The sequence below is a fragment of the Anaerostipes sp. genome (assembly GCF_018381315.1).
Classification (GTDB): Bacteria; Bacillota; Clostridia; order Lachnospirales; family Lachnospiraceae; genus Anaerostipes.
The window spans coordinates 134,094-149,004 of the sequence record NZ_JAGZSD010000002.1 but is presented as its reverse complement, the minus strand read 5'-3'; the positions used below and the strand labels follow the sequence as shown (position 1 = coordinate 149,004).

The 14,911-nt window shown below is 44.0% G+C and carries 13 protein-coding genes; all 13 read right to left on the bottom strand.

Annotated features, from left to right (window positions below; genetic code table 11):
* Nucleotides 1-5 precede the first annotated feature (5 nt).
* Nucleotides 6-1,055 (bottom strand): 2-hydroxyacid dehydrogenase, encoded by a 1,050-nt coding sequence (locus tag KH180_RS02000; protein ID WP_290755870.1) that lies wholly within the window; start codon nucleotides 1,053-1,055, stop codon nucleotides 6-8.
* 16 nt (nucleotides 1,056-1,071) lie between these two features.
* Nucleotides 1,072-1,956, bottom strand: coding sequence for a class II fructose-bisphosphate aldolase (locus tag KH180_RS01995; protein ID WP_290755869.1), 885 nt, complete (start codon nucleotides 1,954-1,956; stop codon nucleotides 1,072-1,074).
* A 119-nt stretch (nucleotides 1,957-2,075) separates the two neighbouring features.
* Complete coding sequence (locus tag KH180_RS01990; RefSeq protein WP_290755867.1) at nucleotides 2,076-3,341, bottom strand: PTS transporter subunit IIC; 1,266 nt, start codon at nucleotides 3,339-3,341, stop codon at nucleotides 2,076-2,078.
* Nucleotides 3,342-3,363: 22 nt separating this feature from the next.
* Nucleotides 3,364-3,672, bottom strand: a complete 309-nt coding sequence (locus KH180_RS01985; RefSeq protein WP_290755865.1) for a hypothetical protein — start codon at nucleotides 3,670-3,672, stop codon at nucleotides 3,364-3,366.
* 24 nt (nucleotides 3,673-3,696) lie between these two features.
* Complete coding sequence (locus KH180_RS01980; RefSeq protein WP_290755863.1) at nucleotides 3,697-4,173, bottom strand: PTS sugar transporter subunit IIA; 477 nt, start codon at nucleotides 4,171-4,173, stop codon at nucleotides 3,697-3,699.
* A gap of 18 nt (nucleotides 4,174-4,191) precedes the next feature.
* Nucleotides 4,192-6,150, bottom strand: coding sequence for a BglG family transcription antiterminator (locus tag KH180_RS01975; RefSeq protein WP_290755861.1), 1,959 nt, complete (start codon nucleotides 6,148-6,150; stop codon nucleotides 4,192-4,194).
* Between the two features lie 96 nt (nucleotides 6,151-6,246).
* Nucleotides 6,247-6,894, bottom strand: coding sequence for a class II aldolase/adducin family protein (locus tag KH180_RS01970; protein WP_290755859.1), 648 nt, complete (start codon nucleotides 6,892-6,894; stop codon nucleotides 6,247-6,249).
* Nucleotides 6,895-6,923: 29 nt separating this feature from the next.
* A complete protein-coding gene (locus KH180_RS01965; RefSeq protein WP_290755857.1) occupies nucleotides 6,924-7,958 on the bottom strand; it encodes a zinc-binding dehydrogenase in 1,035 nt (344 codons plus the stop codon).
* 324 nt (nucleotides 7,959-8,282) lie between these two features.
* Nucleotides 8,283-9,449: a CDP-glycerol glycerophosphotransferase family protein gene (locus KH180_RS01960; protein ID WP_290755855.1), complete on the bottom strand. Its 1,167-nt coding sequence runs from the start codon at nucleotides 9,447-9,449 to the stop codon at nucleotides 8,283-8,285.
* Nucleotides 9,450-9,455: 6 nt separating this feature from the next.
* A complete protein-coding gene (locus KH180_RS01955; RefSeq protein ID WP_290755853.1) occupies nucleotides 9,456-10,391 on the bottom strand; it encodes a glycosyltransferase family 2 protein in 936 nt (311 codons plus the stop codon).
* Nucleotides 10,392-10,400: 9 nt separating this feature from the next.
* Nucleotides 10,401-12,779 carry an LTA synthase family protein gene (locus KH180_RS01950; RefSeq protein ID WP_290755851.1) on the bottom strand — a complete coding sequence of 793 codons (2,379 nt, stop codon included), beginning with the start codon at nucleotides 12,777-12,779 and terminating at the stop codon, nucleotides 10,401-10,403.
* A gap of 50 nt (nucleotides 12,780-12,829) precedes the next feature.
* On the bottom strand, nucleotides 12,830-13,996 hold the full coding sequence (locus KH180_RS01945; RefSeq protein ID WP_290755850.1) for a CDP-glycerol glycerophosphotransferase family protein: 1,167 nt from the start codon (nucleotides 13,994-13,996) through the stop codon (nucleotides 12,830-12,832).
* 13 nt (nucleotides 13,997-14,009) lie between these two features.
* Nucleotides 14,010-14,903: a UTP--glucose-1-phosphate uridylyltransferase GalU gene (gene galU / locus KH180_RS01940; protein ID WP_290755848.1), complete on the bottom strand. Its 894-nt coding sequence runs from the start codon at nucleotides 14,901-14,903 to the stop codon at nucleotides 14,010-14,012.
* Between the last annotated feature and the right edge of the window lie 8 nt (nucleotides 14,904-14,911).

The following is a 14,911-nucleotide window of genomic DNA, read 5'->3' as shown; positions in this document are numbered from 1 at the left end:
CCTTTCTATCGGTTCCACACCCTTAAAAACGGCTGTTTCTGAATATAGTTCAGCAAATCTTCTTTTATCATTTCAGATGCCCATTTCTTGGAATCCGTACTGATTCCGGCCATATGAGGCGTAAGCAGCACATTCTCCATAGTAAAAAACGGATGGTTTTTTGGGGCCGGTTCATCCCACATGACATCGACTGCCGCAAAAGCAATCTTTCGGTCTTCCATAGCCTGAATCATGGACTTCTGTTCTACCACCGCAGCTCTGGATGTATTGATAAAATAAGCATCCTCCCTCATAGCATCAAACCATTCATCGCTGACCATTCCTTTTGTCTCCGGAGTCACACTCAGGTGAATACTTACAATATCGCATAATGGCAGCATTTGGACCGGATCTTCGTATTTTCCCGCACAAACTTCGTCAAAAACCTCCTGGGGCTGAAATGGATCATAGGCCAGCACTTTCATTCCCATTCCTGAACATATCTTTGCTACATTCTGCCCGATGTGTCCGAGTCCTACGATCCCTATTGTTCTTCCATAAAGATCGATGCCCCAAGGATAAGAAGATCTTGGATTTTCCCGGTCCTTAAATCTCCAGATCACGTCTTTTTTATCCGGTACATCATAGATATCCTTTTCGTCAGCCAGAAACCTTCCTGACCAGAGCCCGTGGTAAGTAAAGGAGATTCTTTTGCAGATATCCAGCATCATACCTACAGTGTACTCGGCCACTGAGTGAGCATTCCTACCCGGAGCATGGATGACCGGTATCCCCATTTCGCCCGCAGCTTTTGTATCTATGTTATTGGGGGTAGCCCTTCCGCAGCCGATGAGCTTCAGACCTTTCTTCTTAAGCTCCCTGATGACTTTTTCAGTCACAGGATCTGTATAGAACAATACAGCCTCACAGCCTCCGCATTCCCGGATAATTTCTTCCTCTGAGGGCAGGATATCTGTTGCTGTCCACGGAAGCCTTTTTATCTCACAGAACGGCTCCAGTTCCTCCAAATGTTCCGGCCAGAGCTCCATACTTGCGGCAACCTTTATCTTCTCCATAATCCTTCATCCTTTCTTAAATCAGCGTTTTCCCTTCACTTCCAAATACCTTCATATAACTTTTTAAGATCTCCTGATATGCTTTTGCTCCCGCTGTCAATGCCTGATTTGCATAGACGGTTCGGTTTCCCGGATAAATCAGTGTTCCATCCTCATCAAAGAGCGGATCATGTTCTTCCTCAAACCTCTTCACCCCTTTCAGGTATTCTGAAGAAAGGTCTGTGGAAAGATTGATCTTCTGTATTCCAAGAGTAACTGCCTTTTTCAGTTTGTCCTCACCTGTATTAGAGCCGCCGTGCAGGACAAGAGGCACAGACACTTCCCTGCTCAGTTCTGAAAGAAGGTCAAAGTTCAAATGAGCCCTGCCCTTATAGACGCCGTGGGAAGTTCCCACGGCCACTGCCAGACAGTCCACCCCGGTTTCCTGTACAAATCCTGCTGCTTCTTCCTTCCTTGTCAATCCGCTGTCTCTGGTCTCTTCATATTCCGCTCCTTTTCCCACATGCCCCAGTTCTGCCTCCACAGTGACACCTACTGCATGAGCCGCACGTACGGCCTCTTTGACGGCTTTTACATTCTCCTCATAGGGAAGTGTAGACTTGTCAAGCATCACGGAGGTAAATCCACATCTCAAGGCACGCTGGATATCCTCGTACTCTTTTCCATGGTCCAGATGCAGTGCCGCCAAAACCTGAGGATATTTTTTCTCATACATCCGTGCTGCCTGGGACAGCTCTTCCATCTGCACATAAGGTGTGCAGGCAATAATCACCGGTGCATTCATTTCTGCTGCTGCCATAAAACAGGCCTCCACAGTTCTTCCTGTAAATACATTGGCGGCCGCTACTGCATATCCTCCCTCTTTTGCCCCGGCAAGCAATTCTCCCATCGTTACTAACATATCTCTTCCTCCTTTTTCTTTTGCACAAAACAGACATGTCCGCTTCAGCTTCCTATTCTATGAAAGGAATGGGACCGTCCGGCCATCCGGACAATCCCATTCATCCGAACTAAATCCGGCTAAAACATTCCATAAAAGAAGGAAATAATCTTATGTATAATATATCCCGGCCATTCCTGCCCTACACAGAAGCCTGAAATAGTCGTTCCGGCCTCAAACTTAAATCCTACGCCGGTAGCCATCTGCGTAATCAGAGGAGCCAGATCCGTTGCAATCCATAGTCCAATACAAAGTGTCAGCACTGCTGCAATCAAAGCCCTGAAGGAATTTCTTTTGGTTCCGATCACAACACCGATCATCCAGTAAGGAAGTGCGGTAAGGTCTGTAAACGGCAGGAATCTGTTTCCCGGCAGAATGACTGCCAGACCAAGTACAATTGGTACGGTAATGATTCCCATGGTGATGACATCCCGGTCTCCAAGGAGCATACAATAGTCCATGGCAATGTTGAACTTTCTTCCGGGGAATCTGGTATTCATAAAATCTCTGGCGGCATCGGTCAAAGGTGCCAGCCCCTCCATCATGATAGAAACCATTCTGGGGAGCAGGAACATAGCAGCGGAAAGTCCCACTGCAACCACAAGGGCCGCATCCCACTTATATCCGGCAAGGATACTCATAACACCTCCAAGCAGAAATCCTAAGATCATCGGCTCTCCGAAAAAGGAAATGCTGGAGGGAAGATTTCCAAGATTAAATGAAATCTTGTTCAGTCCCGGGATCTTTTCGATCACCCAGTCCACACCTCTGGCAAACAGAAGCTGAAGCGGAAATCCCTGGGTAGAGAAGGTCAGCCCGGCCATCTGCTCCCCCGCAAAATCCGTAACGACTTGTTCCTGTCTCTCTCCTAAGATCGTATTTACCATCATGAAAAGAGTGCCGACAATGATTCCCACTATAAAATTTCCTGTTACAAAATAAGAAACCGTTCCGATTAAGATGAAATGCCAGTAGTTGAAAATATCTACATTTAACGTGTGTGTAATTTTAATGACCAGACAGATAACGTTGACAACAAGAAATGTAACAATCGAAGCTAATACAAAGGTTCCGCTTCCGAAAGCGATGCCCGAAGCTGCAGGCCATCCTACATCTGTAATGTCCAATGTCAGCCCCCAGTTTGCCTGCATAGCCTTTACCAGGCCTCCCAGATTGTCGCTTACGAGACTGATCGCCAGGCTGATGCCGGTAAATCCGATACCTACTGTCAGTCCTGCTCTCAGTGCATTTTTTACTTTCATCCGGAAGACAACGCCCAGAATAAAAATAACGATCGGCATAATTACAGATGCGCCAAGCCCTAAAATCGTATTAATGACACCCATATTCCATCCTCCTTTTCATTTGTTATGAAATACTTTTTAAATATTCTTCCATTTCATCAAAAAACTCTTTTTTCCCGATGCCTGTGAGCAGGGGTACCCCTGACATGACCTTGATTTCCCCTACATTGCTTACGGATTCCACGGAAGTGGTGGAAACAATGATCGTCGGTTTGACATTGTCGATCAGTCCGGACATTTCATTTACTCCGCAGGTCCTGACCTCAACATTCACCCCCCTGTCCGCCATTCCCTGGCGAATAGATGTTGCCACGTGAGATGATGTTGCAATACCGCTGCCGCAGGCAGACAAAATCTTAAATGCTTTTGCCATAATTTTTCTCCTTTCGTTCAATAATTAACAGCTTCCGCTTGTTCCCGTATGTTCTAATATTTCTGCTATCTTTTCGGGTTTCTCTTCCTTTTCCAGCTTTTCCATCGCCTCCTTATCGGAAAATATTGATATAATCTTCTGCAGCAGTTCCAGCTGCTGCTCTGTCTTCTGCAGTACCAGATTAAAAATAAAGCGAACAGGCACAGTGCTCTGATCATTGACCATCTCATGGAATTCTACCGGTTTCCGAAGCTTGGCCACAGCAATGCACGGCTTTATTACATGATCCGGCTCCGTATGGGGCAGGGCCACTGCAAATGGTTTGGTACAAAGTCCGGTAGGGAACTTAAGCTCCCTTTCCAAAAGCATATCCAGGTATCCTTCTTCCACATATCCTTCTTTTTCCAAATGTCCTGCCAGCTGTCTCAAGGCGTCCTGGGAGTCCCGTGCATCCACATTGCATAAAATCATCCTCGGACAAATCAACTCTTTTAAATCCATATGCCTTCTTTCCTTTCTCTATAAAATCGGAAGTCTGTCTTTAAACTGGGCCAAATCCCTGGAATCCAGCAGCCGTTTTACCAGTCCCTCGTCATCCACCAGGCGCACAGTCAAGTCAAAGAAGCTGTTGAGATACTTCATATCTTCTTTTTTAACCGCCAGCATAAAAATCAGCTGCGCCTCGCCGCTGCCCCATGAAATGGGATGTTCCAGGATACCCACGCTGATGACCGTTTTCTTTGCACATGCTTCGATAGGATGAGGCATGGCAATCTTGTTTCCGAAAATTGTGGACGCCACCTGTTCCCGTTCCAGTGTTTTTTCAGCGAAATCATCTCCTGCAAATCCCAGATGCATAAGATGCTCTGACATAGTTTTAATTACTTCCTTTGGTGTCTCAGACTTCAGCCGGTAAAAAAACAGTTCTTCATGAAAATAATCCTTGATACTTTTTGGCAGCTGATCGTACATCATTTCTTTCCTCATGTGCAGCAGCCATTTATTGATCTCCCTCTGATCTTTCTCATTGAGCAGCGGTGATATCTGTATTTTCGGCACATGGAAATTTTTCAGTACCTGCTTGGATTCTGTGGTAATTACAAAGGTCGGATCAAGTTTTTCTATCTCCTGAACCGCATAGATAGAAAACGGCCCCTCAATGTTGCAGCTGTCCCCGTAGATTGCTTTAAGCCTTGTTGTCATAAGTCTGCTCGTCCCGTAATTCATCCCTGTCACAACCGCAATGGTAAAGTCCTTCGGAGATTTTTTCCGTTCCATGCGCTCCACAGCGCTTCCCAAATATGTAGCTACATATCCCAGTTCATTTTCATTCAGCCTTACACCAAATACATCATAAAACCGTTCATATAAGAATAAAGACATATCAAACACAAATGGATACTCTGTCTTCAGCAGCATAAGCACTGGGTTTGTACTCACCGGTTCCATGGTAATACGTTTCAGTGTGTACCTGATATGGGTCACCAGCCCGTCTTTCAGCTCCTGGTCATCTGTTAAGTCCAGGTGAAATTTATTTTTGATATCTTTCAGTAATTCATTTACCACATATTCATAATGCGACTGCTCTGGTTTTGATATGGGTCTGGCTTCTGGTTCACTGCCGATCAGACGAAACAGGGAGAGCTGAACCGCAAGATCCACCAGTTCTTCCTCATTAAATACTGTAGAGAATTCTGTTTTTACTTTGGCAGCGATAGTCTCAGACAGGGACCAGTTCATGTCCTCCGGTGCCATGATATCCTTTGTCTTACTCTGGAATTCATATCCCGTATGAATCCTCGTAAGCTTTATGGACAGATAGATGACCAAGTGCAGAATATCCTCTGCGGTCATAGAGATGTCATTGTCTGCCAGTGCATTCAGGACACAATCCATCATTTTTTCCGGTACATCTGCCCCAAAATAATCATCATAATTTTCGATCATCAGATAATCCGGGTCAGTCCGGTCCACCATGAGTTCCTTCAAAAGAAATCTCCTTGTTTCCTCTTCTCCGGACGTCCATATCTTTCTTCCGCATCTTTTAATGTACATTGGTGTTGTCCGGCTCTCCAGCATGGCTTTAATCTTAAATATCCCGCTTTCCAGGGTTGTCCTGCTGACGAACATCTCCTCTTCCAGCTCATCTACGTCTTCAGGTTTTTCTTCATCTGCCTGAAGCAGCCTGATCCCCAGGATTCTCATCCGTTCCTGCGGTGTAAGGGGCACATCCGTACCGTCCCACAGCATGGCTTCCAGTTCTGACTGCCTCTGTCCGCGAAGCCGGTAACCCTCCTGCCTGGAAGATTCAATATGGCAGCTGACTGTTTTCAGCCATACATTGATTGCGGCAATATCTGTCCGTATCGTTCTGGGCGTGACTTCCATTTCTTCTGCCAGTTCCCTCCCTTTTACCCAGCCGTCCAAAGCCACAAGCTTTTTTAATATTTTCTTTTGTCTCATTGGCAATCCCATCATCGCTATCACCCTCTCATCATATTTTCTCTAATCTTATCACCTCAGTTCCGCTCATCCATCAGGTATTTTTTCCCATTGCTGTATTGGCAGTTTTGTTTATTCTAAGCCTAATTTTTTTACGGCCCGGTCGTGCATAATCTTGTATCCATACTCTGGTATAGGATCCATTTTCCCTGCCGTATACGTGTAATACGCAATCTGTGAATTTTCCTCCACATATTCTGCAATGCTCATTGCCTGAGACACATTTATGCCTGCTGCAATCAATCCATGATTCTTGAGCAGGCAGACCACATTGTGCTCTCCCATGGCCTCGACTGCTGCTTCTGCAATTTCTTCCGATCCCGGAATCTCAAACGGCGCCACCTTCACCGGTGAATACGGTGCAGAGGCTGCCGCAACTGCCGGAAGCTCTTCCACAAGAATGGACATAGCTGTTGCAAACGGTGAATGGGTGTGCACAACTGCCTGCATTTTTTCTTTCTTCTGGTAAATCAGCCGATGCATAGGGGCCTCCGTAGACGGTTTGCATTCTCCTTCTGTCCACTCACCTGTATAAAGATCAATTACCGGCACCATGCCGGGTGAGATCTCCTCATAGGGAATACCGCTGGGAGTTATGACCATAACCCCTTCTTCCCGGCAGGCTATGGATACATTCCCTGACGTTCCATGGATCAGTTTCTTCTCACTGCACGCAATAGCCGCTTTGATAACCTCAATTTTTGCTTTCTCTTTCTCCATAATTTCCTCCTTCTGTGCGTCTGCAGATATTATAAATCGCAGCGGATTTCATTTTTTATGACATCTCCTCCTGCATGGGATTCCAATGCTTCAAGACACTGCTCCAAAGGGTATGTATTATTTACGAAGAGGTCTTCATTGATAATTCCTCTTTCAATGAGCCTGAACGCCTGCTCTTCAAGTTTTGGAGTCGTATGGTATACCCCCTTCACTGTCAGCTGGGAATAGTGAAGAAGCGTGGTATCGACTGTAATACTGCTTCCTCCCCGGCATCCTCCGAATTCCAAAACAGTGCCTGCTTTTCTTACCATATAAAGATTTTTCTCCCACACCTCCGGAATCCCTGTGGCATCAATGGCAATATCTGCGCCTCTTCCGTAAGGGGTCAGTCCTTTGACAGCTTCTGTCACATCTTCTTCCTCTGAAATATTAATGGTGACATCAGCTCCAAGCTCTCTGGCTACTGCAAGCCGTTTTGGATTTTTATCTGTACTGATAACATAGGCTCCCCGGAGCTTGGCAAGCTTTGTCATCATTAATCCCAGCGGTCCGGCCCCGTTAATTACCACAGTATCCATCAGCTGAATATCAGCATCCGTAATCCCATGAACTGCACTCCCAAGCGGTTCTAAAAGAGCAGCGGATCGGAACGAAATATGATCCGGGATGTGGAACACATTTTCTCTGACAATGGCTGCGGGAAGCAGGCGGTACTCAGCCCATGCACTTTTTACCATAGTAAGATTTTCACACATGCTGTGCTCCCCGATTTTACAGTAATAGCACTGGTTGCACGGAGCAGAATTATGAGGTGCAATCCGGTCTCCAATTTTAAAACCGGTGACTCCTTCTCCTACTTTCGCAACAATGCCGGCACTCTCATGCCCAAAGATCAGCTTCTGTCCCTCTTTAAATTTGGGATATCCCCGTTTGTATTGTTTTAAGTCCGTTCCGCAGGTCAGCGCCGAAACATTTTTCATCAATATTTCCCCAGGCCCAGGCTCCGGTGTTTCCACATCTTCCATCCTCAGATCGTTAGGTGCATAATAAACTGCCGCTCTCATCTGTATCTCCTCCTTTAATTGCTGCATAACCACTTTTATCTTGTCTCAAGAATACCACGAGGCTTTCACGGCCCTCAACCGGACTATTTCCCATCAGTTAGGAAGATAAAAAAGTGGACAAGGCTCCTCACTCTATGAGGGGCTTGTTCACTTTATGCGCCAAAGGTAAATCATTTCTCTATGCATTTGTGCGCATCCTGCACTGAGTGTTCTTTATTTCATGGGACGCACTTTCCTATGAAATGAAATAAAAAAAGCTGATTCCCCTGTTCAATCTACAGGAGAATCAGCTTTTGACTGTCTCTATCTCTTTTTTATGTTGTTTTACAAATGCTTCATTTTTTCCAGAAGCTCTTTCCCCACTGCTTTCTGCCCTTTCTCACAGTAAAAAAGATTCCTTACATTTTTTCTGTCTTCAGCAAAATCGTCAGATCCGGAGAAGACCTGCTTCAACCCTTCCATCAGTTCATCAAATGTTTCTGCCTTCATACCAGGCGTCACCTTTTCATATGGAAAATACATCTCCCGGTCTTTTTCAATGTAGCTGTCATAATCAAAATTATAAAAAATCACAGGCCGGTCCAGCAGCAAGTAATCAATGTACGTACTCGAATAATCCGTAATCAGCAAGTCAGCTGCCATCAAAAGTTCCTGAATATCCAGCGTTTCCTTTGTCATATCCAGAATATTGGAATAAGACGACAAATCAATTTCTTCCTTAAAATGATAGAAATGCCTGCGTATAATAAACAGTATATGATGATCGCGGCAGAATTCATCCAGCCTTTTTAAGTCAAAATTTTCTTCCAGAGGAAACGGAATGCTGCCTTCCAGACGATGGGTAGGAGCATAAAGGACTGCCTTGTGTCCCTTAAGCCTCTCCTGCAGCTTTTCATTTACAGGGAAAATATGATCACGGTCATAGAATATATCATTTCTCGGCTGTCCGTATGTCAGTATCTGCTTTGACGGGCGGCGGAATGCACTCCTGTAAATCTTGGCAAAGGTATCACTGGTAGCCACCACGTATTCTCTGCCAAGAGGAAACTGCTGTATTTTTCTGCGGATTTTCTGTCCTCTGCTGTCCCAGTTTTTTCCCATTGTATCATCATACCCAACCTTTTTCAGCGGAACTCCATGCCAGACATTCAGGAAAACCGCTCTGCCGAGGAATGTATGATTTAAATCGCTGATTCCGTTGCACATCACCGCGTATTTAGCCCTGAGCTGGAAGAGAATTCCCTTTAAACTGGCAAACAAATATGCTTCATATCCCATTTTTCTCACTTCCCTGAGAACCTGGGGATTTTTTGTGATCCAAATCGGCCTTATGCCTTCCATCTGATTTGCTTCAATAAAAAGATATTTTGGGTTATCGGCAAACTGCTGGCCAAGCCACGCTCCGAAAACCCATATCTTTCTGCTCCTGGGTGCCAGACATGACAAGTACATGACAATATATTTAAATACAAGTTTTATCCCACTTTTCATTTTATCTTAACCCCACAGCCACTGCATCAGCTTCCGGATATTTCCTTCCTTCAGTACCTGATGATTCTTGTAGAAAAACAGCCTGCGCATTTTCCCTTTATAATAAAGATTTCCATAGGTATTCAGCAGGTTGTAGTCATCAAGCCCCTGAATCTCCTCTCCGTAAGTCTCCACAAATCCCTGAATCTGCTCCATGGACTTGATCATCTGCTTCCGGTAGGACTCTTTTCCCTCTTTCAGCCTCTGCATTAAAAATAACGGATTTCTGGAATTCTTTGCCCCTACGGCATTGCTCCCATGCTGCCTGTAATACATGGTCGGTTCATTGACAAATCCGATCCTGCCGAAGATCTTTGCAATCAGTGCCGCCCAATAATCGTGCATCAGAATCTTCCCCATTGGAAGCGGCTGAAGGAAATACTTCTGCAGGGCACGATTAATCATCGACGTGCATCCGGTAACAGAATTTTGAACGATCAGCTGATTTAATGCAATTCTTTTCGGAATGTTGGCATATTGGAAAAAAGACTCGGCTATCATTTCCAGATTCTCGTCTACCACAGACAGATCTGTATGAACAAGGATCGGAGTTTCTTTCCCGTAGCGCTCCTCCAATGCCTCCATCTTTTTTAGTGTTTCATAAATCTTATCCCGTTTCCATACATCGTCCTGATCACAGAACATAAAATACGGACCGTGGGCATTTCTCAGAAGACTGATAAAATTGCTCTTGGCACCTCCGGTAGCCGGTTCATTTCTAATAATCTTGACCTGATCCGGATAGCGGGCCTTAAAATCCTCCAAAATACCCAAAGTCCCATCGCAGGATCCGTCATCGCCTGTGACAAGCCTCCAGTTACCGTACGTCTGGGAAGCAATGGATTCTAATTGAGCCTTCAAATAATCCTCTCCATTATATGTTGCTAATAGAATTGTAACCATAGCACCCTCCTACTCCTTCAGGAAAAATAAAGAATCATCTCTTTTATCCTTTGCAAATAAATGATAATACTGAACCATCCAGTACTGTTTTAAATCCTCAGGCAAATCGTCCAAAGTGTCAATAGAATGCAGCCGCCTGTCAGCATCCATATATACATGGGATGTAACTACAGGATATTTTTTGTGCAGTGCCAGCAAGTACTTTTCATATGGTGTCTCATCCAGATTCAAAGTATTCACAAGGAAAGCACCCAGATAATTCGGGCTGATATCATTTACTGTCTGTTCTTTAATGTCATAGTTGGCCCAAATGACAAACGGTACTTTCTGCTTTCTCTGTCCGTCACCGTTATTTACTTTATTATAAAATTCAGCATCCAAACTTGGCTGATGATCTCCGAACATGACAATTACGGTAGGCTCCTTTACCTTTTCAAAATAACGGATTAAATATTCAAAGGCGGAATCCGATTCTTTGACCAGACTGAGATAACGGTCAGCAATATCATCGCCTTTTCCGTCAGTAATATGAATCTTCTGTTTAAAGTTGGTGTATCCCTTGTCATACCCGCCGTGGTTTTGTACTGTTACATTAAACATGTAGTAAGGCGTACTGCTCTTTTCTTTGGCCTTTTCATACTCCTCAATCACTTTTTTATAGTTTTCTTTATCGGAGATAAACCTTCTCAGCATCTCAGGCTCCTTAAAGTCCACATCAGATAAGAAATCACTGAATCCAAGCAGCGGATACACAACTTCTCTGTTATAACCGCTGGCCAGATATGGGTGGAGTGCCTTCAGGCCCTGATATCCCTGTTCCTTTAAAGTTGTTGTAAGGTTTCCCAGTTCATCCTTGACCTGATACTGGTAAGCCACAGATCCTCCCGGAAGGAATGCCATGGAACTGCCTGTCAGAAATTCAAACTCAGAGTTGGCCGTCTGTCCCCCGAAACTTGACATATACATGTTCCCTTTGATGGTATTTTTCTTCAGGCTGCGGTAAAACGGCATATAATCTTCATTTGTCTTAAAATCTCCAAGTACTGACAGATCGGAAAATGATTCATTCATCACTGCGATGACATTGGGCGTCTGTTTTGTTGTCTTTTTCCCGGATACGTTGATATTCCGGTTCTCTTTTTCAGCCTTTTTCACATACGGCTTCATGATCTGTTCCACTTTTTCTTCCGAGTACCCTTCCGGTTTTTCTGCCACCAGAAATTTAAGGCTGGCTGTAAAGATCGCCGCATAGCCATTTCTCTTGCAGCTGACAGATGGATTGAAGAGTTTGATCTTGATGCCCCACTCTCTTAAACGCTGAGTATTGCTGAACACACTGATATTCACCAGCAGCATTCCCGCAAAAACTGCCGCAGGAATCAGACGCTGTTTCTTTTTCAAACCTTTTCCGGCCTTCAGACGGAATAAAACAATCAGGAAACCAAGTATCAAAACCCCATTCCAAAGAATCGCCGTATTAATGCTGTATTCATAGCCTGCAGCCACATTGGCCGCCGTCCGGATAGAAGTAAAATCAATCGGCATCAGATCAATTCCGCGGAAAGAAACCACAAAGTAATTAGCAAGTCCCAGCAAAGAGACTGTAATCACGGTCAAACACGAAGCGATTTTTGTCCGGTTTGTGATCAAAAAGAAAAATGCCAGCAAGAGAATATAAACCAGCAGATTGACACTGCTTTTAAAAACTCCCAGATTCCGGATGCTGGTCTGGTTAAACCGTTCCAACAGAACAAATGAAAGCACAGGTGTAACTGCAAACATGGCTCTGCTAAGATACAGATTCCATTTTTCATTGAGCTTATTGGGAACCCACAGAAGAACAGCCAGCATTAAAACAGCTCCCAAAAGCATGCAGAATTTCTTAGTATTAAAACCATAATAATGCATCGTAAGATCCGGTCTTCTGGCCGTAATGTTTTGTTCTTTCGGCATATCAACAGCCTTTAAAATAAGAGTATACCCTTCACCCTTTTTCAGCTTCTTATTGACATCGTAGACCGTTCCCTGGATTCCTCTGGCATAAATACCCTTTCTCATTTCAGAAGCAGGAAAGTTCTTCTTCCATACACTTTTCCCTGAAGAATCCCTGATCTCTGCCCTGACATGCCCTTGTGCCGTGTCTCCCTTCGGATTCAGATAAGTCATCTCAAAATACTTAAGCTCCCTCTGAACTGCTGTAAACTCCAACTTCTTTTCCCAGCCGTCACAGACCACCTCTGTCTCCGGTGAATCAACCTTGTACGCCTTAAATATATCTCCCTGAAAGATTTTGTACTGAAATGCTGCAAAAATAAAATACAGTATAATAACAGCTAATCCAATCCATTGAAAGATATGCTGCTTTTTCTCGTTTTTTCTTGTTAACATGCTGTTAAACCTTTCATATAGATAAAAAAGAAGAGTCTCCTCTTCTTTTTTTATTGTCCTGTAATCTTTTTCACGATCTTATCTGCCGCTTTTCCGTCATCCCTGCAGTTGAATTTTGCATGATATGCATCATATTTGTCTTTCCACTGAGCGGGATCATAGGTAAGGATATCGTTTATCAACTGGTCTGTATCTTTTGAAATAGGCCCCGGCACCTCATTTACAAAGTCAAAATAAAAACCGCGGAGGTTGTCCTTATAGTCTTCCAGATCATAAGCAAAGAAGAACATCGGCCTTTTAAGAATGCTGTAATCAAACATAACTGAGGAATAATCCGTAATCATCATGTCTGAAACCAGATAAAGCCATGCAATATCCTTTGTCTCATCAAATGTATAGACAAAGCCCTCATAAGGACTCCAGTCGATGGACTCTGAGACAAGATAGTGGTATTTTACGATAAATACATACTCATCGCCCAATGCCTCTCTGGCCTTGTCAAAATCAAGCTTTGAAGCAAATTTATACTTACCTTTTGAGTGAAATTCATTGTCTCTCCAGGTGGGTGCATATAAAATAATCTTCTTATCCAACGGAAGACCCAGCTTCTGGCGCATCTCTTGAACTGCTTCCGGGTTATCATCGTTGATCAAAATATCATTTCTTGGATATCCAATCTCCAAAATCGGTTTATCTTCAAAGGCAAAACAGCTTTTAAAAATCTCAGTAGAAAATGGATTCTGTGAGATCAGATAATCCCATAAAGCTGTTGCCCTGCGGAATTTATTATGGTAGCCCTCGATATTCTGGCTTCCGCCCATATCCATCTTATCCATATCCAGAGCAAGCTTCTTTAAAGGTGTTCCATGCCATGTCTGTATATACATACATGAATCCTTTTTCCGCATATACATCGGCTGCCGGCTGTCAAACACCCAGACGCCGGCTCTCATCAGATACCAGAAATATGGGACATAATTATTTCTTATTTTCTTGCATCGGCCGGGAATCTCAATGGTAGTGTCAAACAAAAACCAGATTAGAGTATATTCTTTATCCAGTCCCTGGCGCACCATCTCTTCATAAATATATCTTGGATTGCCGGAATAATTTCTTCCGTTGCTGCTTTGAAATATAATGATTTTTTTGCTTGTGGGTATTGCATAGGTAAGTTTTTTATATAGTTTTGTGATTAATTTTTTAATTTTTTGTTTCATTGTCTGTACATCCTTATAAATTTTCGCTGATCTCTTTGAGATAAGCGGCAACCTGATCATGTAATTCCGGGCGTTCTAAGGCAAAGTCAATGGTTGCTTTGATAAATCCAAATTTGTCTCCCACATCATAACGAATACCTTCAAAGTCATATGCATAAACAGCCTGTGTATCAATCAGCCTGCAAATAGCGTCCGTAAGCTGGATCTCTCCCCCTGCACCGGCTCCCTGGCTTTCCAGCAGTTCAAAAATCTCCGGAGTCAGAACATAACGTCCAAGTACAGCCAAACGGCTCGGAGCATCCTTTTGCTTTGGCTTTTCCACCATGTTATCTAACTTCACTGCACGGCCGTCTGCGGGCACATTTTTATTCGGAGCTACAATGCCATATTTGCTTACCTGATCAGCTGCAACTGTCTGAACACCTACAACTGATGCATGGTGTTTATTATACGCTTCCACCAGCTGTCCAAGCGCAGGCTTGCCGCCCTTATTGATCACCACATCATCTCCAAGCAGAACTGCAAACGGCTCATTTCCGATAAATGATTTTGCACACAGCACAGCATGTCCCAGACCTTTCGGCTCCTTCTGGCGTACATAGTAAATGTTGGCCATATTAGAGATATCGTTAATCATCTTAACCTGCTCCATTTTCCCGGATTCCGCCAGACGCTCCTCAAGCTCATAGGCTTTGTCAAAATGATTTTCCATACAATGCTTATTTGAATTTGTAATGATCAGAATTTCTTCAATGCCGCTGGCCACTGCCTCCTCGACAATATACTGAACAGTCGGCACATCGACAATCGGCAGCATTTCTTTTGGAATCGCTTTGGTTGCAGGCAGAAACCTAGTACCCAGTCCCGCTGCCGGTATTACAGCCTTTCTCACCTTTTGTGTATTCATACAAAACC

Excerpts from the sequence above, each read along its gene's own strand:
- KH180_RS02000 (WP_290755870.1), bottom strand. The coding sequence starts at position 1,055 with ATGGAGAAGATAAAGGTTGCCGCAAGTATGGAGCTCTGGCCGGAACAT.
- KH180_RS01995 (WP_290755869.1), bottom strand. The coding sequence starts at position 1,956 with ATGTTAGTAACGATGGGAGAATTGCTTGCCGGGGCAAAAGAGGGAGGA.
- KH180_RS01990 (WP_290755867.1), bottom strand. The coding sequence starts at position 3,341 with ATGGGTGTCATTAATACGATTTTAGGGCTTGGCGCATCTGTAATTATG.
- KH180_RS01985 (WP_290755865.1), bottom strand. The coding sequence starts at position 3,672 with ATGGCAAAAGCATTTAAGATTTTGTCTGCCTGCGGCAGCGGTATTGCA.
- KH180_RS01980 (WP_290755863.1), bottom strand. The coding sequence starts at position 4,173 with ATGGATTTAAAAGAGTTGATTTGTCCGAGGATGATTTTATGCAATGTG.
- KH180_RS01975 (WP_290755861.1), bottom strand. The coding sequence starts at position 6,150 with ATGATGGGATTGCCAATGAGACAAAAGAAAATATTAAAAAAGCTTGTG.
- KH180_RS01970 (WP_290755859.1), bottom strand. The coding sequence starts at position 6,894 with ATGGAGAAAGAGAAAGCAAAAATTGAGGTTATCAAAGCGGCTATTGCG.
- KH180_RS01965 (WP_290755857.1), bottom strand. The coding sequence starts at position 7,958 with ATGAGAGCGGCAGTTTATTATGCACCTAACGATCTGAGGATGGAAGAT.
- KH180_RS01960 (WP_290755855.1), bottom strand. The coding sequence starts at position 9,449 with ATGAAAAGTGGGATAAAACTTGTATTTAAATATATTGTCATGTACTTG.
- KH180_RS01955 (WP_290755853.1), bottom strand. The coding sequence starts at position 10,391 with ATGGTTACAATTCTATTAGCAACATATAATGGAGAGGATTATTTGAAG.
- KH180_RS01950 (WP_290755851.1), bottom strand. The coding sequence starts at position 12,779 with ATGTTAACAAGAAAAAACGAGAAAAAGCAGCATATCTTTCAATGGATT.
- KH180_RS01945 (WP_290755850.1), bottom strand. The coding sequence starts at position 13,996 with ATGAAACAAAAAATTAAAAAATTAATCACAAAACTATATAAAAAACTT.
- galU (WP_290755848.1), bottom strand. The coding sequence starts at position 14,903 with ATGAATACACAAAAGGTGAGAAAGGCTGTAATACCGGCAGCGGGACTG.